The organism is Vibrio sp. VP6, assembly GCF_028823755.1.
Taxonomy (GTDB): Bacteria; Pseudomonadota; Gammaproteobacteria; order Enterobacterales; family Vibrionaceae; genus Vibrio; species Vibrio parahaemolyticus.
The window spans coordinates 38,830-63,599 of record NZ_JAPEID010000005.1; the positions used below are offsets into that span (position 1 = coordinate 38,830).

The window sequence follows — 24,770 nt, forward strand, 5'->3', positions numbered from 1 at the left end:
CCACTTTTATTGATTAATGCTCCAAAGCTCTATGTCCGGATTTGGGAAATGACCAGATAAATGCAGTGCAATACCACCGCTGTCTTTAAGTCGCATCCAGAATGGCCCCCTCTTAACGACCTCAAAATAAACATACCCGGTTTGATATGGAATCTGTCGCGGCACGACACTTAAAGGAGCTACGTTAATTCCATTAATCTGGTTGTTGATTAGATCTCTAATCTGTTCTGCCGGACCAAGCTTCAATTGCGCAGGGACTAAGCGTCTAATCTCATCCGTTGTTGTGTCCGCTTTAATCGCCAATACAAACTGACATGATTCCAATAGTCGCTTATCTGGAAGTGGTGTCACTTGGATACCGTACTGGCGTACTTCTAGTGGCAACTTACTTGCAGTCTGATCAAGAACGACACTCAAGTACTGACTAAGGACTTGATTAAGTTCAGCAAACACACTTGCAACTTCAAGGTGATCGTAAGCTTTGAGATTAGGTAAGCGCTTGGTGGTGTGAGAAAACGTTGCCAACTCGCCTATGTAGCCTTTAAAGGTTGTCGCAAGCTCTAAGGGGTGTACTTTCTCCAGCTCACTAAAATGCTTCAATATGGCTTCATATCGATTCAACATTTGCAGCATTATGAAATCTACCGCAGATGCTGAAGCCGCTTTTCCTTTAACAAGTCGTTGAGCGATAACATCTGCGCGTATCTTGGTCATTGCCATTGCATTACGTAGATACCCTGTCATCACCTTGTCATTTAACAAGTTTAGAAGTGGTGGTACGTAAGAATCATCAAGAATGACCTCTCCTTCCGTAGAAACTTCTTTAATCTTAAGGATTGGTAGCTCTATATAACCTGTTAACTGCTCATTGCTTGATTTCAGCTCGATATTTAATGAGGCCACTTGAATCGTTTCTTCATCTTGGCCCGTCAGGTTATCAATAACGTTTAGATCTTGAAGTAAATACCGAGAAACCGTTGTTTCACTTGGATCCGCGATCATTTTACTGCTGACTTTTGAGAGTGGAACGATCACCTTCACTAAGGTATTTTCCGTCCCTTTTTTTACCTTTAAAGGAGACAGAAAACTTGTCGTTGCTGAAAAGTCTATCAGCGTCATATCAGGAAGAATTGCTTGAAGATTATCAAGTTCAATCAAGCCTGTTTTTAAGGCATGTTCTTTTACACGGCAATTCCAAACGCCCCAGTTATATGAGCCACCTAAACTGTGTAAGCCTTTATATTCATTAGATATTGCGCGTTCGTGCTGTTGAAAATGCTGGGGACGCAGAAACATCCCCTCGCACCAAGCCGTCTTGGAGTATTGCATCATTTATAATTAGCCAACTAAACGTTATTGTACGACCAAAGACAGATCTTCTAACGAGATTTGATAAGTGTTGTAACCCGTCTTATCTACTTTAATGACTTGTCGCCAATTTGAATTCTCAATATCGCGAAACGCGGCTACGATACCCAAATATTCTGTTTTAGGAGACATACTAGCTTGGTAGATTTCTTTTTGGCCTGGTGTCAAAGATATTTCATATTTATTCACCAAGTCAGGACCGAGTACTTTTTCATGCTCCTCATAAATAGAGAAAAAATCTTGGCTCTCAAACAGTGTATTTGATGTAAGTTCAAATACATATACAACAACTGGTGATGGTCTTCCATTCGAGTCAGGGTTGATATTATGATTTGCCGTTATTTCTAAATCCGCATATGGGTCGACCACTAAATTAGCGGCGGAGCATCCCATTAATACTAAAAATATAAACAGCAAAAATGATTTATAAATTTGTTTCACAATCCCACCTTAACCTTTATTCTTGAGCGCTAATTCGTAGTGCTTAGCAAAATCTTCTAAATAAAATGGAGACTCTTTATTGACAAGTTCATCTGTTAATTGGCTATGAATACCTTCAAAGCGCTTCCAACTCTGAGTATATTTTCTTGCTGGAATAACCTTGTTAATTACATTGTCTTTAGCCAATGCATCTGAATAAATAGTATTAGGTTCAACGAGAGACATGACACTCGATACCGTACCCGCTACTCCTTGCATTAAAGCCTGCTCATGATTTTCAATATCGTTAAATGCTTCTTTTATTGCGGCATTAGGCTTTAAAAAACTTGACGTTTGACGGTTATACAAATTGTGGATTGCATCTTCCAAATTTGCTGAAAACTTAAGTGGATTATTTTCAGACTTTCTAAATGCAGTATGGTTGACGCGATTGGTTTGTTTAAATACAGCCCGATTGTGAAGAGTCTCCATTAGCCCAATAAGCATGAGAGAAAACGACTGACCTAATTGTTCAAACCACTGCTCTCGATTTTGGCTTGGTACCATATTGGGGTCGATCCCCATGCCATAAATGAAGGCTTCCAGTTCACCTCGATGCACTGTAGGTTTTTGGCTTTTAGCGTTGGTATCAGGCTGCATTGATGCAACTTTAGGTTGTGGCACTTCAGTTTCGTGACTCGGAATTTCTAGAAAATCATCTACTAGACCAATGTCTAACTGAAAATCTGATGGGACACTTTCATCCATCAACTCGGCAGCGCTTAAACCAAAATCTTCCATCTCTGGAATCGATTCTACGTGCTGTTCGAATCCAACTGGCGTCTTAACCTCTGGGTTAGATGTAAATTGATGCTCTGTCCTATCTTCAGAGATATCACTAATACTAATTTGTATTTGATAATCGCCTAAAGCAACAGTGTCACCATGGGACAAAGCAAGCTCATTCCCTTGGCCGATTGGAGTAACTGCATTATTAACAAATGTGCCATTTGTTGATAAATCTTTAATTAGATATTTATCGCCAAATTTAATCAATTCGCCGTGAGTCCCAGAAATAACTCTCTCAGGGTCTGGTAACGTCCAGTCACATTGTTCTGAGCGTCCGAAGGTTACCTTTGCATGCTCATCACTTGATTCAAACACAAACTCACTCTCTATTTCCGGAGTAAATTTGTGGAAACTCGTTATGGTCAATACCAATTTCATGAAAAACCTCGCCAAAGACCTGCTAAATATTTATATATCGATTTTTATAATTAGATTTGAAGCTTTAATTATTAACATTAAGATTAATAGAGTTCTTATATCTGTTATAAAAACTATTGACGGCATAATGAATCATTTTTTTATCAAAGCAATCATGAATTGTTGAACAATTTTAAATATCCAACCAGGTTCAAATTTTTGACACTCAAACTTTCACCCGTCAAAAAACCGATGTTAGTTTGGCCGAGAAAATCTAACCGAAGTATTTTTCATTTAGCAGGAATATATATATTAACCCCATCATTTATATGGAGTCCTTGTGATGGAAGAAAAAAATAAAGACAAATCTATAAATAGCAGCGATAGCGGAGATAAAACAAAAATTGTAAAGACTCAAAAAAGAGAAAACGCAATTGAACCCGCTAAAAACGTTAATAAACAAGACTCCGCTGAAAATATAAATGAAACGGATACAAAACTGTCTCAAAAAGAAAACACAATACCACCTATCAACAAAAGTGATAATAAGAACACAAAAAACAAAAGTGTTATTAACTCAAATTTAATTGGGCAAACAGTAAAAAACCGTTACGAAATTGAGTCTATTTTAGGTCATGGTGGACTCTGTGATGTTTATTTAGCAAAAGACAAAATTCTTGAGTCTTCTGGCTCGGAGTCCCCTTATGTTGCTCTAAAAGTTTTACAGAAAGAGTTTGCGTCTCAGCCAGAGACAGCAAGAATGTTGATTCGAGAAGCGCAACAAACACAAAGACTTAGTCATCCAAACGTAATCCGGGTCTTTGATTTCGGAGTCGACGGTGATATCTACTTTTTAGTGATGGAATATATTGACGGCGAAACGTTGGAAAGTTTAATCCAACGATCTCGTCCAAATGGTTTGAAGTACCATGCAATGCTTTCTATCCTCAACCAAATCCTCGACGCACTATCCTATGCTCATTCGCTCGGTGTTGTACACGCCGACTTAAAACCAGCCAACGTAATTTTAACCTCCGAAGGCCATGTAAAGCTTTTGGATTTTGGTGTGTCGAAAACTCACCAGATCAAACAGGATCAGTATGCAGCAAAACGTAAAACAGAAGATCTAGAAACGCTGGGCTACACGCCTAACTACGCCTCACTCAACCTGCTCTCAGGAAAAGAACCAAACATAAGCGATGATATGTTCGCCTTATGTTGTATTACGTATGAATTGTTGAGTTGTAAGCATCCATATTCAAGAACACCAGTTAATGAAGCACTAAAGAAAAATATTAAGGTCTCTAAACCAGCAAATATGCCAATAGCGAAGTGGCCGATTTTCTCGAAGATTTTTTCAACTGGCACAATTCCAGCTGATTTTAATGCAAAGACAGTTAAGCGTCGTTTGAACAAGCAATATTGGCCCTTGGCCACTGGAGTCGCAGCCAGCTTGTTGTTTGTGGCAGGTCTTGGATTAGTCTACAACAAACAGCAAGTTGCCATTTCCGATCTAGAAGCAAAGCTTAGTCAACAAAACGAAGTTATCCAAAATGCAGAGCTTCTATTAAGTACCTCGCCGGAGCATAGCCGCTCTTTAATCGATGGTGACGCTTCCCTTCACCCTCTAATTAAAGCTGGGTTGCTCCGTCTACATAAGCCCTATTTACTCGGTCAATTTGAATCAGAAATAGACGATGTACTCAATTCCGATGCGACTAGCTATCCGAATTACGATGAGATTGAGGCTATTTTACAAAAGGCCAAGGGCTACTACCCGGACTCACATAAAATCGAAGTTCTTGCATTAGACATTCAATCAAGTAAGCACTCTACTCTACTTTCTATTGCTCGTCAGATTAACAGTCATTTGGAGAAATCACGTTACGATAAGGAAGAAGATACCAAGTCTATCTATGAGCTGAAAGAAGAGCTAAACCAGATCCATCAGGACTACCCTTTCGTACCGAGCTCACTTTCTAGTGACGTGTTTGGTAAACACTTAAGTGACGCGTTGAAAGATCGTGATGCAGCGGCATTAGTAACATTGATAAAGGTTGGCAACACGTTCTTCACCAATAGCGATGAACATAAAGCTAACTTAGAGATAAGCAATGCGATGAAAGATGCGGTGCTCGAAATGAAGCTCTATGAAACGGCGATAGATTCGAGCAATCCGTTACCTTTCCCTATCGATGCCGCTCGTATCTTGTATCAAGACGAGTTTGATGGCCTGTACTATCGCCTAAAGCAAGCAAGAACCACTGTACATTTGGATAAGTTAGCTAAAGACGTCGATAAATTCTCTGAAAACTTCCCTGTTGGATTCCAAGATATCAATGACCTACGCTTCCAAACAGCGGACAAGTATCTACAATTCTCCGACATTCTGTTGAATAAGAGAAAGACCACCAGCGCTAGACGAGCAATGAAGAAAGCGAACGATTTGATGAAACAAATTGAGCAAGATTCCAAGCAAAGTTAACGAATTTTGTCTCATTTAAGGGGCTTCTAAGCCCCTTTCCTCAAAAACGCCTTGCCTTTATGCACTCAGATGACTAGCTTATTAGTGTAGCTGTAGTAAGGAAGATAGACTTTGGCCGAGGGAAGAGTCGCCGTTGGTGATATCAATATCCTGGTCGTTGATGACTGTTCTACATCATCACTGCTAGTGAAACACCAACTCATTGCATTAGGCGCAAAAGCTTCTAACATCACTTGCGTGACTAACACGCAAGCGGCCTTACTCGCCGCAAAAACTCGCTTTTATTCCTTCTTAGTGATTGATTACCATCTTGCAGAAAAATACACCGGTTTGGATCTCGTTCACCTCCTGAGCAGAGCACAACTGATTTCAGACACAACCGCTGTGCTTATGATTTCTAGCGATGCCACAAAAGAGACAGTTCTCACAGCACTTTCTAGCTCTGGGCGGGTTCGTCACCTGCTAACAAAGCCCCTTCAAACAAAAGCACTTTACACGAAAATGCTCCAAGCACTGCAAGAACAACAGCACATTGCCGCTGTAACAAAAAGACTGCTGGCTTCACAACCTCTCTTACTATCTGATGTCATCTTGCTTCACAAGACCCACGCGTCCAGTATTTGTGTTGAATCTCTAATTATCGATACTTTAGTTGAAAGACGTGACTACACACTACTTGAGGATTATTTACCTCTCTGCAGTCAGAAAGAACATGCAAGTAAAGTATGTGCGACGGCGTTTTTGTTGCATCATCAAGGGCACATATCTGAAGCAGTCAAAGTTCTGGCTGATTATGTAACTCGGAATCCGCTCTGCTTGGCTGCCATTGACAGTTTGATCGGTCTTTATGAAAGCTTGGGGCAACAACGACATGCGCTCTGTTTGGCAAAAAGAGCTTTTTCGCTCACGCCAAGTAATGGTTCTCGCTTTCTCTCAGCATCCCGAATTACTGCCAAGTTGGGCCTGTTTGAAGATCTCTATGAGCTAGGCCGTACCTATGCAGCCCATTTATCACAAACCGATGCCCAATGGCTTAATGTCCTTTCTTCTTACGTTGATTTAGTCAGCGACCATTTTAAAACGCTTACTCATATTCATTCCAAGAGGAAAGTGCTTGTTCAACTGAATGAACTCTGTTTACTCACGCAAAAGCAGTTGGGTAAAGAGCAGCAAGTCAATCTATTAGCTTTTAAGCAGCTCATGCAGTGCAAGCTACTTCTCGTCGAGTCTCGCGCGGCAGAAGCGCACCTAAAATTGCTAGAGTCATTGAGTTACTTTTACGATATTCCAACACAAATGCCGATAGCATTATTGAAACAAGCCCTTCCGCTATTAGCATTTTTTGGTGAGTTTTCTATCAGACGCAGCTTGCTCGGAGTCATCAATCAATCGTGTTCATCAGTCCGACTTCAAGAGTGCAATATCGTACCACACGAATACGACTATCCATTTTCAGTAGAGACAAAACTGAACACTCTGGCAGCGCCGGACCAACAACACCATTCTAATTCGGAGTCGGTGGTTAACTTCCTAAAACAAAGGGCATTACCACCAAATTGGTCACGATGGTTAAGCGATTATCTCTCTGGTTCTTTTTCTAGCCAGATACCCGAACCGTTTAGCTATCACGTAACCGACAGGGAGTGAAAATGATCAACTTCGAATTGCTCAATCAATACATGGACAATGACGTAGACATTATCATTGCTGTCTTTTCAACGTACTTGGAGGATTACTCTGATGCGACAGAACAACTAAATGAAATGTTCGTACAACAAAATTGGCCAGAGCTGTATCTGATAGCACACAGCTTGAAAGGTATTCTAGAAGGCTTTGGAGAAGATATCGCAGTTGTTGCGCTGGAGAAGGTAGAAACAAGTACAAGAAACAATACTGCACCAGAATGCGAAGATATAACTATAGTTAATAACGAGCTGGTGACAATTAAAAAGCAGATTTTCGCTTACTTAGAAAACTTAAAATAAAACACCTTAAGGCTTAGAACGGGGAAATTATGAACATGGACAACAACCATTTCAAGGAGTTGATTGAGTCGCTCAAGGACTTAACTCCTACTCAAAAGCGATATTTGATCAGCAGAACCAAGATGTCCTTAGACGACGAGAGCGGGATGCTAAATCCGCAAGACTTGTTGACCAGAGAAGAACTAGAAGCGCTTCTGTCATCGGCTTCCACCACCGATAACAAATAAAGAAAGCTAATTCGTCATGGACGAAAACTAAGAACCAGGTAAAGTGACAGAACTTTGCTTGGTTGTTAGACGCCCCTCTCTTTTAATCAATACAAACGTATTTTTTCGACCACATCTCAATACCTGAAAACTGTCAACTAGATTACTGATTAACATTAATCCTCTTCCTGACGACATCCAGCTGTCTTCATCAAACAAGCTTGGGGCTGTTATTTCTTTATTCGTGTGCTCTTGGAAAACCGATTTTTTAATAGGACGACCGTAATCAGAAATACGCATTTCGATCTGAGTAGACTTAGAGTCAGATAAGATTGCACATTCGAGCTCAATCGGTTCGCCTTCCCGCTCATCGTAGGAGTGTATAAAGGCATTGTTCATCACCTCAACGACGCACAATTCGAGGTGTTGGACATCACTTACCAATACCTGATGTTGAAAGAGAAACTCGGCAAGCTGCTTACTCGCCTCACGGGAAGATTTTAGTGAGCTAAGAAACGTTTTTTTAAACTCGTAATCAGTCATCCTCACCCTCACATGTCGACGTGTTTGGACCTGACCATTGAAGTTGTAAAAGCGTCAAATCGTCGTCTAGCTCTTCCTTCACTTGCCAACGTTTAATGCTTTCGACGACAGAAGAAACCTGTGCTTCAAATGGAAGTCCAGAAACGCTCTGTACGTTCGCGATCAAACGATTTACAGAGAAAAGTTCATTGTCGTACCGCGCTTCAACCACGCCATCAGAAAAGCACCAAATCGAGTCGTTTGGTTCTAACGTAATTTCCCCGCCCTTGTATTGCATTGGTGCTAACGCCCCTACTATAAAGTTTTCATCACCAATCATATCAATGGTTGCTTCTGATTGATGTCGCCATAAGAACTTAGGGTGACCGGCGGTACAGTACCTCAGTTTGCCTGTTTGCGTATTCAAAACTGCGTAAACGATTGTGAAGTACAATTGGCTGTCAGGTGTTTGTTGATATCGAAGGTTGAGCCTCTCCACCACCACATTCGGCTCCGAAACAACATATTCGCCCTCGACAAGATCTGTCGTTACCGACTCAGGCCCACAGCTTCGAGATAACGTTTTTTGAATGGAAAACGACATCAGAGCAGAAGAGACACCGTGCCCAGAAACATCGAATACATAAAACGCCACATGCTGCTCATCAAGCGCAGCATAACCGAGCATATCCCCACCAAGCTGAGAACAAGGAAGATAGGAATAACTTAATTTTGTCGCTCCGATTTGCAGCTCTACCGGTAAAAGCTGCCTCATGAAATCACCAGCAGATTCTAGATCTTGGCGAATCGTTTGGTAAGCGATATTTAATTCTTGATTTCTCGCGAGTAACATATTGTGCAAATTGAGAGTACGAAACCCTGCTCGTATGCGTGCTTGAAGCTCTTCTACCGATGTTTTTTTATCTACGAAATCATCCGCGCCAGCGTCAATGCCTTTAACAATCGAGCCCTGATCATTGCGTGAAGAAAGTAGGACAAAAAAGATATACCGCTCAAACGCCGCAGATTTGAGTAGACGACACAGATCAATACCACTGAGCCCAGGCATCATCAGGTCACTGAGAACAAACTGAATATCTTTTCTGTGCGTCAGCACTTCAAGTGCAGACTCACCGTCCTCCACAGCGATGACTTCGTACCCTTGCTTTTGCAATGCGGAGGTCATGTAAAGCAATACCGTTTTGCTATCGTCGACCAATAAGATTGGTTTCATTTCTCTCCTTAACACTGGTAGCGATTAACGAAGAACTCTGTTTATTGACTGCTCATCTCTAAAACGACTGTAGTCTTCGGCTAAAAGTTGATGTTGATAACGGGTGTAAGACAATGCTTCGTTTGAAATGACGATCTGATTTTCTTTTTCGATAAGCTGCCCGCGCAATTGCTCTATTTGATCACTTTGCTGCGTATAGTTCAGGTACATCGCAACTAAACCAAAAATAGAAACAACGAGCGAAGCAAACAGTACGTTGTTGATGGTTTTGATTTGAAGATTCATAACCTCTCCTTGTCTCTTGCCAGACATCTCTAAATGAAAAGAACGTCTACAGACTAAGAGCACTCTGCTCTAAAACGCATTGAAGCCTATTGAGGTTGTTGTATATAAAAATAATTATAGGAGATGAGTAAAAAAAGAAGAGAAAACTTGAAGTATTTGAATACCTTTTTGTCATTGGCATTCAATACGCAGCGAGAGAGAAAACGCTCGCTGCGAAAAAATTAGCTTTGGAATGCGTCTCGGGCAGACACTTGTTCAAACCAGCGAGCGATGTTTGGGTACTTCTCGAAGACTTCAATACTCAAACCATTCACCGCAAAACCAATGAAAATATAACCGGTAATATCGACAACGGAAAACTGGTCTGTCGCGATGTATTCACTCTCTGACAAACGTTTATCTAAGGTTGGCAAAAACTCAAGGACGCGAGACTTAGATTCTTCACCCCACGCTGCCACACAGTTTTCACGATCTTGATAGATCGCCGTAATGTTGCGAAACGCTTGGAATGCCGCATAAAGGCCTTGGAACTCGACGACACGGTGCCACATTTCCACCTGTGCTCGTTCTAATTGATTTGCGCCAAACAGAGCTAAGTCATTTTCAAACGCTTCATCGAGATAGCGGCAAATAGCCACGCTTTCACAGATCGTTGTACCATCGTCTAGCTCCAGTAATGGCACTTTGCCATTCACGCTTTTTTGCTTGAAAGATTCAGACAAATTATCGCCCTCACGTACGTTCAACGCGACACGCTCAACCTCTCCACCGATTTCCTTTAAAAAAATGCTAACTCGCTTACAACTTGGAGTCATTGCTGTTTCATAGAGCTTCATTTTGTATCCTTTTTCTTTTTCTAACCGATTGGTTAGGATATACTGTAGCCAGTTTATAAACGATCAGTCAAGAACTTCATTTCCAAAAAGTTGTTCAATAAGTTTAGGAGTGGTTTGAGAAAAACCGCTCAGGTAGGTACGCATATGGCAAGAAAAGCCAACTTCGATCGAGAAGAAAAACTCTTAGTCGCTATGGACGTTTTTTGGCGCAAAGGTTTTGCTAATACATCCATTTCTGATCTCACTGACGAGTTGAATATCAACCGCTTTAGCCTTTACAACACCTATGGTGATAAGCAGCAGCTTTACTACGAAGCACTGGATGCTTATCTAAAAAAAGTCTCATTACCCTCACTCACCGACTTAGAGAAAGACGGCGCATCCCTGCCAGAACTTGAGTCTTTCCTTAAGTCCTTTGCAGAGTTGCAACGCAAGCGAAGTTGTGGGTGTTTTATTCAAAATGCGCTTGTGGAGCATGCAGGCGAAGACGATGATGTACTGAGAAAAGGGCATTTTTTATTTGATCATTTAATCGACATCATTACCGATGCCTTGAAAAACGCACAGAAAGAAACCTTAGTGCCGAAAACGCTCAAGCCAGAAGAACTCGCCCGTTTTGTTCTCAACAACATGCAAGGCATGCGCGTACTTGGCAAAGCCAAACGTTATGCCGACTTGGATACGGCGCTTTCCTGCTTGCTGGTTTTGATTAGGAAGTAATATGTCGATTGAAGTAATAGCAGTACGTCTTACCAAAGGCATGGACTTAAAGCTGAGCCTAGCGAAATTGGTCGAGAAGCACGGTATCAAAGCGGGTTCGATTGCTTCATGCGTTGGCTGTGTCTCTCACCTCAACCTTCGTTTGGCAGGTGCAGAGAGTACGTTAACCAAACAAGAACCATTTGAAATTGTCTCTGTGATGGGAACCCTGACGCCTGAACATCAACACGTTCATATCTCGGTGTCTGATCGTGAAGGACGAGTCTGGGGCGGGCATTTGCTGGAAGGCACAGTGATTGATACTACCGCAGAATTGATCATCCATTCTTACTCAGAACTTGAGTTCACTAGAGCGATGGACGACTCGACTGGCTATACCGAACTGCAAGTGAATCCTTCCGAATAGCAAAAAGCTCCAGAGCCATACTGTGCTGTCTCTGGAGCTTTATTCGCTTGTCTCTTCAGCTAAGAATTTACTCATATCGAGCAGACTAAAGAACTTCGAGGATCATTCTTCGAGTAAGTAACAAACCTGATTATCGTCGACCGTTACTTGCCAAGTTTTTAGACAGTGCGCTTCGTCTTCCAAACATTGCCCACTCTTTAAACTGAAGTGTTGTTTGTATAGCGGTGATGCAACACACATCTCACCATCGATATCACCGACAATCCCTCGACTCATCACATAAGCCTTACCAATTGGGTCCCAATCCTGAACAGCGTAAACACCGTTATCAGGAATGTAGAATAACGCGACATGCTCGCCTTCAATCAACACTGTGGCACCGATGAACGGCATTAGATCATCAAGCTGACACAATTTCACTTTGGTTAAAGCTGCCATTTACACCTCCTGTTTCGCCGGAATACGCTGACCGCGTACACGCTGGTACGGTAAGACTTTACTGCCCGCCGTGCTGTTCAAGAAAGGACGGAAGCGTTGCAGTTTTTGAGGATTATCCAGCGTACTCTTCCACTCACATTGATAGGTATCTACGACTCGCGCCATTTGTTCGTCCAAAGAATCACATAGATTCAGAGAGTCATCCAAAATCACTTGTTTAAGGTAATCTAAGCCCCCTTCCATGTTCTCCATCCACACCGACGTACGCTGCAAGCGATCAGCTGTGCTGACGTAGAACATCAAAACTCGGTCAATCATGGTGATCAACTCTGATTTGGATAAGTCGGATGCGAACAAATCAGCGTGTCTTGGTCTCATGCCGCCATTACCGCAAACGTATAGATTCCAGCCGTTTTCAGTGGCGATCACCCCAATGTCTTTACTTTGCGCTTCTGCACACTCGCGAGTACAGCCCGATACGGCAAACTTAAGCTTATGGGGCGCTCGCAATCCTTTGTAACGGTTCTCTAACTCAATGGCTAATCCAACCGAATCATCAACACCATAGCGACACCAAGTAGAACCGACGCAAGATTTCACGGTGCGCACCGATTTGCCGTAGGCGTGCCCTGTTTCAAAACCAGCATCAATTAAGGTTTGCCAGATTTCAGGAAGTTGCTCTAACTGCGCACCAAATAAATCCACTCGCTGACCGCCAGTGATCTTGGTGTACAGATCATATTGCTGAGCAACTTCGCCGAGCACAATGAGTTTGTCTGGTGTAATTTCGCCGCCCGGAACACGAGGCACTATCGAGTAGGAGCCATCTTTTTGCAGGTTAGCCATAAAGGCATCGTTAGAATCTTGTAGAGACTGATGCTTAGGCTCCATGATGTGTTCATTCCACAAAGAAGCAAACACAGATGCCGCTGTCGGCTTACAAATATCACAACCATGCCCTTTGCCATGCAGTGTGATTAAAGTGTCGAAGTCTTTGATCTGTTCCACTTGGCAAATATGGAACATCTCTTGCCGACTGAGCTCAAAGTGTTCACAAAGGTGGTTGTTAACCTCTACCCCCATAGCTGCCAATTGAGTATCCAATACCGACTTGACCATATTGCTACAGCCACCACAGCCAGTACCGGCTTTGGTGTTGGCTTTAAGGTCCGTCAGGTTGGTAGTACCAGCTTGAATCTCGGCAACTAAGTCGCCTTTTGTGACGTTGTGACAAGAACAGATGATGGCGCTGTCTGGCATCTCTCCATCAAGCATTCCGGTATCAAACAGCAGGTTCGCCGCGTGGTCTGGCAGGACCGTTTTGTTCAAATAACACTGTAAGAGCGCATCGTAATCGCTGTTGTCACCAACGAGAATTGCACCAAGCAATTGGGTACCGCTCGCATCAACCACCAGCTTTTTGTAGATGCCTGCAACCGCATCTTGCAACACCATTTCCTGTGCGCCTTCGGTTTGCATTTGTACATCGCCGATAGATGCCACATCCACCCCAAGCAGCTTGAGCTTGGTGCTCATGTCCGCACCTTTAAAACCTTCGCTCGGCATTCCAGTCAAGACATCGGCTGTAGTTCTCGCCATGGTGTAACCGGGTGCGACCAAACCAAAGATCTTCTGCTCCCAAAGGGCACATTCGCCAATCGCGTATATGTTCTCATCGCTGGTTTGGCATCGGTTATTAATCACAATGCCGCCTCGCTCGCCGACTTCTAGTTCAGCTAGCCTTGCCAACTCATCTTGAGGGCGAATGCCTGCGGAAAAGACAATCACATCCACTTCGAGAGGCTCTTTGTCTTTAAACACCATACGATGCTTGGCCGTTTCACCATCGCAGATTCGTTCCGTACCTGTTGAGGTGTGAACGGTTAACCCTAGCGCTTCAATCTTCTCTTTTAGTACTAAGCCGGCACCATCATCTAACTGTACGGGCATCAGACGAGGAGTAAATTCAATAACGTGAGTTTCTAACCCCAATAGTTTGAGTGCGTTTGCCGCTTCTAAGCCCAACAAGCCACCACCAATTACTGCGCCCGTTCTTGCGCCTTCACATGCCTTTTTGATTTGTGAAAGGTCATCAAGCGTGCGGTAGACAAACACGTTGTCGCGGTCTTTACCTTCAATTGGCGGCACAAATGGGTACGAACCGGTCGCGAGCACGAGCTGGTCGTAACCCAGCACATCTTCACCATCCAACAGAATGCGCTTTTGCTCTCTGTCGATACCTGTTACTTGGCTGCCAAGTACGAGTTGGATGCCATACATGTCGTACCATTCTTGGTTACTCAGTATTAAATCATCATGAGACTTACCCGCGAACAAAGAGGACAACTGTACACGGTCATACGCGATAAAACGCTCTGCACCAATCACGGTAATTCGGTGCTCCAAATGCGCATTTTTCTGCACTAATTGCTCGACGAGGTGTTGCCCGACCATACCGTTGCCTACCACAACGATGTGGCTCAATGCGTTCTTTACTGGGATCGTTAAAGGACTGTTCATCGCTGCCTCCTTATGCCGTTTGCGCTGCGGTTTTGGGTTTGTCTTCTTTCGAAGCTGGAATCTCGGTTTTAGATTGCTTCTCGTAAAGGAACTTCAACACCGCTTGTCGACACTTCTGATACTGCGCATCATCTGCCAGTGCAACACGCTCACGAGGGCGAGGTAGATTCACTTCTAACACTTCACCAATAGTTGCAGCCGGTCCGTTGGTCATCATCACGATTTTGTCGGATAGCAGCACCGCTTCATCCACGTCATGGGTGATCATGATGACGGTGTTGTTCAGCTCGGCTTGAATCTTCATCAGTGCATCCTGTAAATGCGCACGAGTTAACGCATCCAACGCGCCAAATGGCTCATCCATTAGCAAAACCTTCGGTTGAAGTGCCAGTGCTCTCGCAATGCCGACTCGCTGCTTCATACCACCCGAGATTTCATCCGGCTTTTTGTGCGCGGCATGCTGCATTTGAATCAACTCCAAATAGTGATTCACTTGCTCCTGAATCCACGCTTTGCCCTTTTTGCCGGCAATTTGTTTTACTGCGAGCTCAACGTTTTGATACACGGTTAACCAAGGCAATAATGAATGGTTTTGGAACACCACCGCGCGGTCGGGTCCCGGCCCTGCCACCTCTCGCCCATCGACTATCACGCCGCCGTCTGTTGGCATGTACAGCCCTGCGACTAAGTTCAAAACCGTTGATTTACCACAGCCAGAGTGACCAATCAGGGATACAAACTCACCTTTATTGATTTGTAAATCGACGTTCTTAAGCGCGATGAATTCGCCATCTGGCGTTGGGAATCGCATCCCTAAACGCGTTAGATCTAATAATGCTTTTTCCATGATCTTTTCCCTTATCTCAACGCTTGTTGTTTATTCCAAGACAACCACTTTTGAAGTTGCAGCATGCCTCTATCGAGCATCAAACCAATAAAGCCGATAGTGATGACCGCCACCATAATACGACCCAATGAAGCCGAGCTGCCGTTCTGGAATTCATCCCAAACGAACTTGCCTAACCCTGGGTTCTGAGCGAGCATTTCTGCCGCAATCAACACCATCCAAGCGATACCTAAAGAAAGACGTAAACCGGTGAAGATCATCGGAATGGCAGAAGGTAAAACGATGGTGCGAATGTGCTGCCACCACGAAAGTTGAAGCACTTTGCTCACGTTGATTAAGTCTTTATCAACGCTCGTCACGCCCACAGCAGTGTTAATCAGCGTCGGCCATAAGCTACACAGCGCCACTGTGATCAGAGAGTTAATGAACGACTTTGCAAACATCGGGTCATCACTCACATAAGTGGCACTCACCACCATGGTTACGATAGGCAGCCACGCCAAAGGTGATACAGGCTTGAGCAATTGAATGATTGGGTTGAACGCTTGATACAGCCCTTGATTAAGACCAAGCACGATGCCAAGTGGAATCGCGATAACTGTCGCCAACAGAAAGCCCGCAGTCACAGTCACTAAGCTTGTTACGATTTGATCGAAGAACGTAGGCTTACCTGTGTAAGGACGAATCTTCACTTCCGTGTCTGGATTCTTGGCTAACTTCGCAGCATTGCGTTTTTCCTGACGTTCGATAAACGCTTGTTCCTTTTCTCGCTCTTGCCAATGGTCATCGACAAGGTTGCTGAACTGCTGAAAAGTTTGCACAGGTCCCGGCAGCGTACCTAATGAAGTTTGCACTTCTCTCGCTGCTAAGTGCCACATTGCCAAAAAGATCAGCAAGCCAATGACGGGCAAAAGCACCAGCCGACTTCGGTTCACTACCTGCTTAGCAGGAAAAAGGGAAATGACATTACTAGACATACTCACTCCTAAGAAATCTACATCCTTGTTATTGCGGGCAGACTCACCTGCCCCCTGAATTTTTAGTAGGATTGCTCATCCTAAACCTTGTCTTTTCCTTTAAGCCCGATAGAGAACTTCTCTAGATACTTATTTGGCTCACGGCCGTCATAAACGATGTTGTCGATAAAGTGTGTTTGTGGTGCACGAAACCCATCTTCAACGCTGAAATCTGGGAAATCTTTTTTGCTCAACACACCATCTTCAATTAACGCTTGAGCTGCTTGTTGGTAGATATCTGGACGGTAAACCTCTTTCGCCACATCCATGTACCAATCATCGGATTTCTCGCTTGAGATTTGTCCCCAGCGGCGCATTTGGGTCAGATACCAAATCGCATCGCTGTAGTACGGGTACGTGGCGTTATGACGGAAGAACACGTTGAAGTCTGGTACGTCTCGTTTGTCGCCTTTCTCGTATTCAAACGTGCCTGTCATTGAGTTGGCGATAACATCGGCATCGGCTCCCACATACTCGCTCTTCGCCAACATCTTCACCGCTTCTTGGCGGTTGGCATTGTTGTTTTCATCCAACCAATGTGCCGCTCGAATCAGGGCTTTCACGACACGAATGTGCGTGTTGGGGTTCTTTTCTGCCCATGCTTTGGACACACCAAACACTTTCTCTGGGTTGTTCTTCCAGATTTCGTAATCGGTCACGACTGGCGTACCAATGCCTTTGAATACGGCTTGCTGGTTCCATGGTTCGCCGACGCAGTACCCTTTGATTGTGCCCGCTTCCATTGTGGCTGGCATTTGTGGCGGCGGCGTAACACTCAAAAGAACATCAGCATCCAACTGACCACTGTTATCGCCTGAGTCTGGTGCATAAAAACCTGGATGAATCCCACCAGCAGCAAGCCAATAACGCAACTCGTAATTGTGAGTAGAAACAGGAAACACCATGCCCATATTGAATGACTTGCCCTTGTCGCGATAACTGTCAACGACGGGCTTCAACGAATCCGCTTTGATTGGATGTACAGGTTTGCCATCTGGCTGCTTTGGTATGTGTGGCTTCATCTGTTCCCACGTGTCATTGGAAACCGTGATTGCGTTGCCATTCAAATCCATGCTGAACGCGGTAATCACTTCTGCTTTTGTTCCGATACCAATCGTCGCGCCCAACGGCTGCCCTGCCAGCATATGCGCGCCATCGAGTTCACCATCGATAACGCGGTCCAACAGCACTTTCCAGTTTGCTTGCGCTTCGAGCGTGACGTATAACCCTTCGTCTTCAAAAAAGCCTTGCTCATAGGCAACCGCTAGCGGCGCCATATCGGTTAACTTAATAAAACCAAACGTCAGGTCTTCAATTTCTGGCTCACCCAACTCTGCCTTTGCGCTAACCGTGGTGATTACCGATAACGAAATTGCTGACACTTTCAGCATCGAACTCCATTTCATTGGATTGCTCCCATAAAAAAAGCGCTACTACTCCGAAGAGCAGTAGCGCCGTTGCTAAGTCTGCAATTACCGCCATTGATAATTGAGATAAGCGATTCAACATTGCGCCGTTGCTAAGTCTGCAATTACCGCCATTGATAATTGAGATAAGCGATTCAACAATAAACCCGTTCTAACTAATCCAATTACTGTGCCAACTAATTTTTCACTTTAAATACAGCAAATTAGAGTTGACCCTAGTTACCAAACAATTGTATTTGCTTACTGTTAGTGCAACACGCACCACAGTAGAATTTTCACCATAACTCCAAAGTAGTAGAGAAGTTAATCCATTAACTGCAATGCGGTAATCAGGTTCTTCGCAACTTGAGTAAGCGTTTGACTCGATTGCATTGCAGAGTTTCGCATTGCTTTGTACGCGTGTTCCTCATCTACATTGTGCACTTTCATCAATAAGCCTTTGGCTTTTTCCACCAGCTTTCGCTCTTCAATCTTGTTCGTCAGCGATTCAATTTCTGAATTCATTCTCTCGAACCGCTCACGTACCAAGGTTGCGTGGTCAATCCAAGGTTGAAGAGCAAACTCAGTATCATGAGGCATCAACACATAATCCATTTGGCTTGATAACCGATTGATATCATTAGAAGATAGTTGCTTTAGCACGATAAGAAGTGGTACCGATTTTTGTCGGCAGAAATCGACGATCAAACGCAGCTCTGCGGTTGGCTGTTGCCATCCAACCACAACGCTTGCCGATGGTTCTCTCCGTATCAGCGTTTCTAGCTGTGCCAATTGGCTACCGATGATGTTGTCGTAATCTTTGCTCAATAAGCCGGACAATCGAGCTTGCTCTTGAAGGCTGTCACAGCAGACGATAATGGGTGTTTTTGACGTTGATTGAGTCATGCACATTCCTTGTTAATATCTCACTCACTAAAGGAGATAAAACAAGGAATGTGCCAACTCCGATTAACTGGCGATGAGATGTTCTTTGAAGAAAGCTAAGGTACGTTCCCAAGCAAGAGCCGCTTCCTCGGGTGCGTAACGTGCGGTTGAGTCGTTGTGGAAACCATGATTGACGTTTTCATACATCAAAGCTTGGTACTTCGCACCTGAAGCAATCAACTGCTGTTCGTACGAAGGCCAAGTGTCATTCACACGTTTATCCAACCCTGCGAAATGCAACATTAATGGGCCTTTCACTTGTTTTTGAATCTCTTCTGCAGCGGGTGTTCCATAAAAAGGTACGCCTGCATCGAGCTCATTTGGCATAGCTGCCGCCAGCATATTGACGACATAACCACCAAAACAGAAACCAACCGCGCCAAGCTTGCCGTTTCCATGTTCGTGCTGTTTGATAAATTTAGCGGCCGCTATAAAGTCTTGCTCAATCTTGGCTCTGTCCATCTCTTTTTGCATTGCTCGCCCTTCATCATCATTTCCCGGATACCCACCTAACGGGTAGAGAGCATCGGGAGCAAAGGCGATAAAACCATCTTTCGCTAGTCGTCTCGCGACGTCTTTAATGTAAGGGTTGAGGCCACGGTTTTCATGAATCACCAAAACCGTTGGTGATTTGATGGTCTTTTTCTGAGGCATCACCAAGTAACCACGCCCTTCACCATGCCCATTCGGCGACGAAAAGGTTTCGTACGTGGCTTTGATTTCAGGATCATTGAAGGAGACTTGCTCGGCAAGCGCGTAATTTGGTGTCAGCGCGTCAACCAGTGCGGTCATGCTAAACCCTAGCACCGCAAGGCCACCAAGCCGATTAAGAAATTCTCGGCGCGAAATCTTTCCGTGCGCGTATTCGTCGTACCAATCGAAGGCTTCTTGCGGGATGGGGTGAGCCGCCTTTTCACTTGACGTCGTGTGCTTTAGCATTATCCATGTCCTCATTTCTTATCGAAAAGTAAACCCATCACCGCAATGGTGATGTTTATGCTAACCAGCAAAGAGAGACTTGTGGTGATAAATTCATCACTGACGAGCATACACAAACAATAGATAAAGGAATCCGATCCAACAACTTTGTATCGTTAGGCAGTCATGCAATCAGTTCGCTGCGCAATACGACGCCCAGTACAAAAATGCACGTTCAAAAGCTTGTTCTCTGTCATGCATTTCAGCAAACAAGACAACCGTCATGGTAGCTAACACCGTGTTCGCCATTTGATTCATGTCGGTTTCTTCTGTACCAAATGGACAAGCCGTAGGCATTGGCACCTCTGACAGCATTTGCTCTGTCCAGTAGTGAGATGTCACGCCACTGGGTTGACTAAGCCATACTGTCTGGCTCACTTTCGGGTTGTATTCTGACTCACCCGACTGGCCTTTAAACGACACCACAGCATGCGCCGTTTGGCCAATTTCGTACTCGACTTCAGCATGGAGCTGCTGAAAACCAGGATGGAAGCTACCACGAATACCGACTGTCGCCTGCCCCGGGTTCAGTGCTCGAACCACGGTATTAATCGGTGTTCTAAGACCATAACGATTCTTCCAACCAATCATGGTTTCTGCTTGCGGCGCAAACGCACTCAGCGGTAGATACACGATGTTTTGTGTTTCTAACACACGCTTTGCGTCTTCTGCTGATTCCGCTTTGTTGATAGCAAACTTGTCGAGGTAATCTTCTGCGTGTAAACGACCAGACTGGCGGTCGTGATAGCCGTGCATCAATACTTTATGACCGTTGTCAGCAAGGATTTTCGCTGCCAGTAAATGCCACGGATGACCTGCTGCTTCTCGCTTACCGGCGTAACATGGCCAGTCAATGTCTGCGCCAATGGCAGGCATGCGCGATTGGAATGCTTTCACAAAGCCAGCGATTTCTTGTTGAGTCTCGTTCTGTACGCGGATCAGCATCAACAGCATTGCCATCTGATCGTCGTCGCACTCGCCGTTTAGGTATTCATCCATAACTCGAAACGCTTGGTCAAAGTTCAGTGGTTTTCTACCACGCTCGCCACGACCGACTGTTCTGATACATTCCAAAATGCTGCTCATATTCCCTCGAATTCCGTCACTGACTGTACGGTTTCTATTAGTTGTTCGCGCAGTTTGACAACTTCTCCCATCACAATCAATGCTGGGCTGATGCCTTTGAGTGTAATCGATAACTCATTGAGCTGATTGAGTTGGGTAACATACACTTGCTGTTGGGGGCTACAACCATGAGTGATGACCGCGACAGGGAAATTTTCTCTCAAACCAGAGCTAATTAAACCCGTTTGTATTTGCGATGACTTTTCTAACCCCATGTAGAAGACTAACGTTTGTCCGCTTTGCATCAGTTGGCTCCAAGCCTCAAATGCGCCCGTGACAACTTGCCCTGTCACAAAGGTAACGCTGCGAGCAACACCACGATGAGTCAGTGGAATTAAGCTGTTTGCTGAACACCCTATCGCTGCAGTAATACCGGGGATGACTTCATACGGAATCGCATGTTTGACTAGAGCTAACGCTTCTTCGCCACCTCGCCCAAACACAAACGGATCGCCTCCTTTCAGCCGAACAACACGTTTGCCTTGCTGAGCTAATGACACCATTAAACCGCAGATTTCTTCCTGACCGATGCTAGGTTGTCCGCATCGTTTTCCCACGTAAATCCAATCGGCTTGTGGCGAAGCCAACTCCAAAATATCTTTGTTAACCAAACGGTCGTACAACAACACCTCTGCCGACATAATCGCTTTCACTGCCTTTACTGTTAACAAGTCAGGATCGTGCGGCCCTGCTCCGACAATCCACACAAAACCTTTGTGGTTCGCGTCTAGGTCTACTGAATGGTCTTCTAAAAGTTGGTTCAGTTTGCATGCTTGGTCATGCTTAGAAAAACGAGACGAGCGTTCTTGTTTCTGACTCGCTTGTCCTTTCTTAAACCAAGACTTTTGATAAGGCGCTTCCATGTGCTTATCCTCTTTGTGACTTACTTTATTTGAATAGCCAGACTTTGCTGGCTCGCTTGCTGTTTGCCCTTTTGATGCTGATGACTGTCGACCATCTGTTTGATTTGAGAAACGCACGAGCCACAGTTAGTACCGCATTTGAGTTTGTTTTGAAGTTGGGTCACTGACATGCAATCTTGTTTCTCCATCGCGTCATGTATTTGTTTATCAGTGACGCGGAAACAACTACAGATCAGTTTGGCGCTGCTTTGCGATTGAGTGATGGTAAGCAGTTGCGATAGCTCCATCGGCTTGCCAATCAAGCCGGTAAAGTTGGTGTAGTCGGTTTGAATCGGTTCGCTAGACACCACCAAAACCGAACGAATGATACGAACGTCTCCAACAAGGTCGTAATCCACCGCTAGCCAACCTTGGGCAATATCTATCGCAATTCTGCGGCTCTTTTCCGTTCGACAAAAACTCTGCTTTTTTGGTCGTTTATCGTGCGCAAAGCGCCAGATGCCCAAATTACTTTCTGCTTGAAATGCGCTGTAGAGAAACTTGCTGGAATCAAACTGTGTCCCGATGAACATACCGTAGGTTTTTACCGCTGCGTCTTGCACTTCAACATAAGACGACTTAAACGCAGGTTGCCCAGAAATAGGGTCTTTTGCGCTGTTTACTATCGCGTTAACACTGCTTTCACAGCCATATCGACCCGCCCAGTGCATTGACATAAACAGCTCCTGAAAACCTAAACCTTCATCAATGGCAACTTTGGCATAAATACTGGTGTTTGAAGTAGGCTGGAACAGCTTGGTGAGTTGTCCTGCTTTTAAACGATTTTGAGTGGCAGAGAGTGTGTTCATGTACACGGTTGGTTCTAACTCAGAGGCGGCAAGGTGTGCAATATGGCCTGTACGTGTCATGGTGTGCCATTGATCTCGTTGTCTGCCCGTATTGAGCCACCAGCCTTTCGTTCTGGCTAAACGCTGTGGCGATTCGCGAGTTACTACAAACCGCGCTTTACCATCTGGGTGAGAATACACGCCATCGGAAAACGGTCGCTCACCGCCCCATTGGGTTGGCTGCCACTCTTCGTACTCTTGCTCATTCAAATTGGCATATTGAGACAGATCTAGCTTTAAAGGCGACTTCGTATTCATGCCTGTCATGGCAGCGTACTCGCAAAACACCTCGTGTTCAGAGTCAAAATCAAAACCATTCTTTGTCTCTTCTAAGGTGCATAATGCTTGCCCGACTTGGCTCACTGCCCACCAGTCCAATTTTGCCTCGCCGGGAGGGTTTTGGAACTGACGCTGTCTTGAAATCCGACGTTCAGAATTCGTCACCATCCCCTGTTTTTCACCCCATCCAGCCGCCGGAAGCAACAAGTCGGCATAACTCGCAACATCCGACTCAGCGGTAATATCCGAGACAATCACAAACGGACAGCGTTCTAGCGCCCTCTTAACAAACTGATTGTCTGGCAAAGAGACAACGGGGTTGGTCGCCATGATCCACAGGACTTTAATCTCACCACGCTCAACCGCTTCAAACAGTTCAACCGCTTTTAACCCCGGTTTTGTAGCGATTTCTGGTGACTCCCAAAACGCTTGTACTTGTTGAATGGATTCGCCATCAAACCCTCGGTGCACCGCTAATTGATTAGCTAAACCGCCAACTTCTCGCCCGCCCATTGCATTAGGTTGCCCGGTAATGGAAAACGGGCCACAGCCCACCCTGCCAATTTTACCCGTTGCTAAATGCGCATTGATGATCGCATTGCCTTTATCGACACCATTTTCGGCTTGGTTAACCCCTTGGCAAAAAAGCGTAATCGCAGTCGGGCTGTGGGCAAACCATTGGAAAAACGTTGTGAGTTTGTCTTGTGAAACGCCTACATCAGTTGCTAAATTAGTGACATCGTAACGTTTTTGAGTTACTTCTCTCGCTATCGCATCAAAGCCATCGGTATAAGATTGAATGTATTGAGAATCAAGACATGGCTGCTCGATAAGAAATTTAAGTAGACCGTTAAACAATGAAACGTCGCCGTCGTTTTTTATCGCTAAATGTAAATCGGCTTGCTGCGCCGTAACAGTTTCTCGTGGATCGATCACCACTAACTTGAGACTTGGATTGTTCTCTCTCGCTTGTTGAATACGTCGAAATAAAACAGGGTGCGTCCAAGCGGTATTAGCACCGCAAATTATCAATAGCTCGGTGTTATCAATGTCGTCGTAATTGACGGGAACGACATCTTCGCCAAATGCTCGTACATGAGCCGCAACCGCCGAAGACATACACAAACGGGAGTTCGTATCGATATTAGCGCTGCCGACGTACCCTTTCATCAGCTTGTTAGCAACGTAATAGTCTTCCGTTAATAACTGACCTGACACGTACATCGCAACAGAATCAGGTCCAAACTCCGCTTTAGCTCGATGGATCTTTTCAGCAATAATGTTTGTGGCTTGCGACCAGTGAATTTCTTTACCTTGTGGCCGCTCTTTGGTGACAAGCTTCGGATACAAAAGGCGTGATGGCATGTTTAAGCTTTCAGCCAACGCAACACCTTTCACACATAAGGCTCCCGCGTTCGCAGGATGGTTATCGTCCCCAACAATTCCTTTTGAGTTTACTTCAACCCCACACCCTACCCCGCAATAAGGACAGGTCGTTTTTCTGCATCCTTGCGACATTACGCCTCCTGCTATTGACCAACACGACTTACAAACCCAACCATATGAGCAAAAAAAAGCCTCTCCAAACTGGAGAGGCTGCAATGCCTTTAACGCTGTAAGTACATTTTTAAAAAGTAATACCCTAACCCGCATCTCCGCCTGCTCTGGAGAGCGGTCATCGAGTTAACGATGAACATTCTACAAATAGCAAACAAAGTGCCAATAATGAAAATGCTTTAATTACAAGGCATTATGAAAAATGATGAACGGCACATTTTTAAATCCGCACATTT

Annotated in this window: 23 protein-coding genes; 6 read left to right on the forward strand and 17 right to left on the reverse strand. The window is 44.6% G+C overall.

Going from position 1 to position 24,770, the window contains the following annotated elements:
- Window positions 1-6: 6 nt before the first annotated feature.
- Genes tssK through tagH form a run of 3 tightly spaced genes read right to left on the reverse strand, consistent with a single transcriptional unit; the run spans window position 7 to window position 3,015 of the window.
- A complete protein-coding gene (tssK, locus tag OU793_RS04895; RefSeq protein WP_159408171.1) occupies window positions 7-1,332 on the reverse strand; it encodes a type VI secretion system baseplate subunit TssK in 1,326 nt (441 codons plus the stop codon).
- 21 nt (window positions 1,333-1,353) lie between these two features.
- Complete coding sequence (gene tssJ, locus OU793_RS04900) at window positions 1,354-1,809, reverse strand: type VI secretion system lipoprotein TssJ (RefSeq protein ID WP_005463795.1); 456 nt, start codon at window positions 1,807-1,809, stop codon at window positions 1,354-1,356.
- Window positions 1,810-1,818: 9 nt separating this feature from the next.
- The gene (gene tagH, locus OU793_RS04905) at window positions 1,819-3,015 is read right to left on the reverse strand and encodes a type VI secretion system-associated FHA domain protein TagH (RefSeq protein ID WP_159404352.1); all 1,197 of its coding nucleotides are present in this window, start codon (window positions 3,013-3,015) and stop codon (window positions 1,819-1,821) included.
- Between the two features lie 322 nt (window positions 3,016-3,337).
- Between tagH and OU793_RS04910 the strand changes: the two genes are divergently transcribed.
- From OU793_RS04910 to OU793_RS04925, 4 genes are all read left to right on the forward strand, one after another.
- Entirely contained in the window at window positions 3,338-5,479 is a 2,142-nt protein-coding gene (locus tag OU793_RS04910; protein ID WP_193237414.1) for a serine/threonine-protein kinase, read from the forward strand.
- 111 nt (window positions 5,480-5,590) lie between these two features.
- Window positions 5,591-7,126: a response regulator gene (locus OU793_RS04915; protein ID WP_031849063.1), complete on the forward strand. Its 1,536-nt coding sequence runs from the start codon at window positions 5,591-5,593 to the stop codon at window positions 7,124-7,126.
- Window positions 7,127-7,128: 2 nt separating this feature from the next.
- Window positions 7,129-7,464, forward strand: coding sequence for an Hpt domain-containing protein (locus OU793_RS04920; RefSeq protein WP_180793881.1), 336 nt, complete (start codon window positions 7,129-7,131; stop codon window positions 7,462-7,464).
- A gap of 35 nt (window positions 7,465-7,499) precedes the next feature.
- Window positions 7,500-7,691, forward strand: coding sequence for a hypothetical protein (locus tag OU793_RS04925; RefSeq protein ID WP_005480239.1), 192 nt, complete (start codon window positions 7,500-7,502; stop codon window positions 7,689-7,691).
- 27 nt (window positions 7,692-7,718) lie between these two features.
- Here OU793_RS04925 and OU793_RS04930 read toward each other — a convergent pair whose 3' ends face one another.
- The 4 genes from OU793_RS04930 to OU793_RS04945 form a co-directional block, all read right to left on the reverse strand.
- Window positions 7,719-8,213 (reverse strand): ATP-binding protein, encoded by a 495-nt coding sequence (locus OU793_RS04930; RefSeq protein WP_025636024.1) that lies wholly within the window; start codon window positions 8,211-8,213, stop codon window positions 7,719-7,721.
- Window positions 8,206-9,426, reverse strand: a complete 1,221-nt coding sequence (locus OU793_RS04935) for a PP2C family protein-serine/threonine phosphatase (protein WP_140103439.1) — start codon at window positions 9,424-9,426, stop codon at window positions 8,206-8,208. Before OU793_RS04935 ends, OU793_RS04930 begins: the two co-directional genes overlap by 8 nt.
- 24 nt (window positions 9,427-9,450) lie before the next feature.
- The gene (locus OU793_RS04940) at window positions 9,451-9,711 is read right to left on the reverse strand and encodes a hypothetical protein (protein WP_015313320.1); all 261 of its coding nucleotides are present in this window, start codon (window positions 9,709-9,711) and stop codon (window positions 9,451-9,453) included.
- 221 nt (window positions 9,712-9,932) lie between these two features.
- On the reverse strand, window positions 9,933-10,547 hold the full coding sequence (locus OU793_RS04945) for a glutathione S-transferase (RefSeq protein ID WP_005463777.1): 615 nt from the start codon (window positions 10,545-10,547) through the stop codon (window positions 9,933-9,935).
- Window positions 10,548-10,691: 144 nt separating this feature from the next.
- Here OU793_RS04945 and OU793_RS04950 point away from each other — a divergent pair, with 144 nt between their 5' ends.
- The gene (locus OU793_RS04950; RefSeq protein WP_015313322.1) at window positions 10,692-11,267 is read left to right on the forward strand and encodes a TetR/AcrR family transcriptional regulator; all 576 of its coding nucleotides are present in this window, start codon (window positions 10,692-10,694) and stop codon (window positions 11,265-11,267) included.
- 1 nt (window position 11,268) lies between these two features.
- On the forward strand, window positions 11,269-11,673 hold the full coding sequence (locus OU793_RS04955) for a PPC domain-containing DNA-binding protein (protein WP_140103440.1): 405 nt from the start codon (window positions 11,269-11,271) through the stop codon (window positions 11,671-11,673).
- A 102-nt stretch (window positions 11,674-11,775) separates the two neighbouring features.
- On the opposite strand, the gene nirD is transcribed toward OU793_RS04955, so the two are convergent.
- The 10 genes from nirD to OU793_RS05005 all read right to left on the reverse strand — a co-directional run bounded on the left by nirD (window position 11,776) and on the right by OU793_RS05005 (window position 24,495).
- Complete coding sequence (nirD, locus tag OU793_RS04960) at window positions 11,776-12,111, reverse strand: nitrite reductase small subunit NirD (RefSeq protein WP_005499059.1); 336 nt, start codon at window positions 12,109-12,111, stop codon at window positions 11,776-11,778.
- Window positions 12,112-14,631, reverse strand: coding sequence for a nitrite reductase large subunit NirB (gene nirB, locus OU793_RS04965; RefSeq protein WP_140103441.1), 2,520 nt, complete (start codon window positions 14,629-14,631; stop codon window positions 12,112-12,114). It abuts the gene before it with no gap.
- Window positions 14,632-14,641: 10 nt separating this feature from the next.
- Window positions 14,642-15,478: an ABC transporter ATP-binding protein gene (locus OU793_RS04970; RefSeq protein WP_005463767.1), complete on the reverse strand. Its 837-nt coding sequence runs from the start codon at window positions 15,476-15,478 to the stop codon at window positions 14,642-14,644.
- 11 nt (window positions 15,479-15,489) lie between these two features.
- Entirely contained in the window at window positions 15,490-16,455 is a 966-nt protein-coding gene (locus OU793_RS04975) for an ABC transporter permease (protein ID WP_005480283.1), read from the reverse strand.
- An 80-nt stretch (window positions 16,456-16,535) separates the two neighbouring features.
- On the reverse strand, window positions 16,536-17,900 hold the full coding sequence (locus OU793_RS04980) for a CmpA/NrtA family ABC transporter substrate-binding protein (RefSeq protein WP_065970745.1): 1,365 nt from the start codon (window positions 17,898-17,900) through the stop codon (window positions 16,536-16,538).
- 324 nt (window positions 17,901-18,224) lie between these two features.
- On the reverse strand, window positions 18,225-18,806 hold the full coding sequence (locus OU793_RS04985; RefSeq protein ID WP_024702020.1) for an ANTAR domain-containing response regulator: 582 nt from the start codon (window positions 18,804-18,806) through the stop codon (window positions 18,225-18,227).
- A 63-nt stretch (window positions 18,807-18,869) separates the two neighbouring features.
- Window positions 18,870-19,784, reverse strand: a complete 915-nt coding sequence (locus tag OU793_RS04990; RefSeq protein WP_046264869.1) for a dienelactone hydrolase family protein — start codon at window positions 19,782-19,784, stop codon at window positions 18,870-18,872.
- 171 nt (window positions 19,785-19,955) lie between these two features.
- Window positions 19,956-20,909, reverse strand: coding sequence for a glycosyl transferase family protein (locus tag OU793_RS04995; protein ID WP_140103443.1), 954 nt, complete (start codon window positions 20,907-20,909; stop codon window positions 19,956-19,958).
- Window positions 20,906-21,811: a uroporphyrinogen-III C-methyltransferase gene (cobA, locus tag OU793_RS05000; RefSeq protein WP_140103444.1), complete on the reverse strand. Its 906-nt coding sequence runs from the start codon at window positions 21,809-21,811 to the stop codon at window positions 20,906-20,908. The genes OU793_RS04995 and cobA overlap by 4 nt, the downstream gene beginning before the upstream one ends.
- Before the next feature lie 20 nt (window positions 21,812-21,831).
- Entirely contained in the window at window positions 21,832-24,495 is a 2,664-nt protein-coding gene (locus tag OU793_RS05005) for a nitrate reductase (RefSeq protein WP_180793882.1), read from the reverse strand.
- Between the last annotated feature and the right edge of the window lie 275 nt (window positions 24,496-24,770).

Coding starts and splice junctions, on each gene's coding strand:
- OU793_RS04940 (WP_015313320.1), bottom strand. CDS start 9,711: ATGAATCTTCAAATCAAAACCATCAACAACGTACTGTTTGCTTCGCTC.
- OU793_RS04995 (WP_140103443.1), bottom strand. CDS start 20,909: ATGAGCAGCATTTTGGAATGTATCAGAACAGTCGGTCGTGGCGAGCGT.
- OU793_RS04985 (WP_024702020.1), bottom strand. CDS start 18,806: ATGACTCAATCAACGTCAAAAACACCCATTATCGTCTGCTGTGACAGC.
- OU793_RS04910 (WP_193237414.1), top strand. CDS start 3,338: ATGGAAGAAAAAAATAAAGACAAATCTATAAATAGCAGCGATAGCGGA.
- OU793_RS04950 (WP_015313322.1), top strand. CDS start 10,692: ATGGCAAGAAAAGCCAACTTCGATCGAGAAGAAAAACTCTTAGTCGCT.
- OU793_RS04980 (WP_065970745.1), bottom strand. CDS start 17,900: ATGAAATGGAGTTCGATGCTGAAAGTGTCAGCAATTTCGTTATCGGTA.
- OU793_RS04970 (WP_005463767.1), bottom strand. CDS start 15,478: ATGGAAAAAGCATTATTAGATCTAACGCGTTTAGGGATGCGATTCCCA.
- OU793_RS04930 (WP_025636024.1), bottom strand. CDS start 8,213: ATGACTGATTACGAGTTTAAAAAAACGTTTCTTAGCTCACTAAAATCT.
- cobA (WP_140103444.1), bottom strand. CDS start 21,811: ATGGAAGCGCCTTATCAAAAGTCTTGGTTTAAGAAAGGACAAGCGAGT.
- nirD (WP_005499059.1), bottom strand. CDS start 12,111: ATGGCAGCTTTAACCAAAGTGAAATTGTGTCAGCTTGATGATCTAATG.
- OU793_RS04990 (WP_046264869.1), bottom strand. CDS start 19,784: ATGCTAAAGCACACGACGTCAAGTGAAAAGGCGGCTCACCCCATCCCG.
- OU793_RS04935 (WP_140103439.1), bottom strand. CDS start 9,426: ATGAAACCAATCTTATTGGTCGACGATAGCAAAACGGTATTGCTTTAC.
- OU793_RS04920 (WP_180793881.1), top strand. CDS start 7,129: ATGATCAACTTCGAATTGCTCAATCAATACATGGACAATGACGTAGAC.
- OU793_RS04975 (WP_005480283.1), bottom strand. CDS start 16,455: ATGTCTAGTAATGTCATTTCCCTTTTTCCTGCTAAGCAGGTAGTGAAC.
- tssK (WP_159408171.1), bottom strand. CDS start 1,332: ATGATGCAATACTCCAAGACGGCTTGGTGCGAGGGGATGTTTCTGCGT.
- OU793_RS05005 (WP_180793882.1), bottom strand. CDS start 24,495: ATGTCGCAAGGATGCAGAAAAACGACCTGTCCTTATTGCGGGGTAGGG.
- OU793_RS04955 (WP_140103440.1), top strand. CDS start 11,269: ATGTCGATTGAAGTAATAGCAGTACGTCTTACCAAAGGCATGGACTTA.
- OU793_RS04945 (WP_005463777.1), bottom strand. CDS start 10,547: ATGAAGCTCTATGAAACAGCAATGACTCCAAGTTGTAAGCGAGTTAGC.
- tagH (WP_159404352.1), bottom strand. CDS start 3,015: ATGAAATTGGTATTGACCATAACGAGTTTCCACAAATTTACTCCGGAA.
- nirB (WP_140103441.1), bottom strand. CDS start 14,631: ATGAACAGTCCTTTAACGATCCCAGTAAAGAACGCATTGAGCCACATC.
- OU793_RS04925 (WP_005480239.1), top strand. CDS start 7,500: ATGGACAACAACCATTTCAAGGAGTTGATTGAGTCGCTCAAGGACTTA.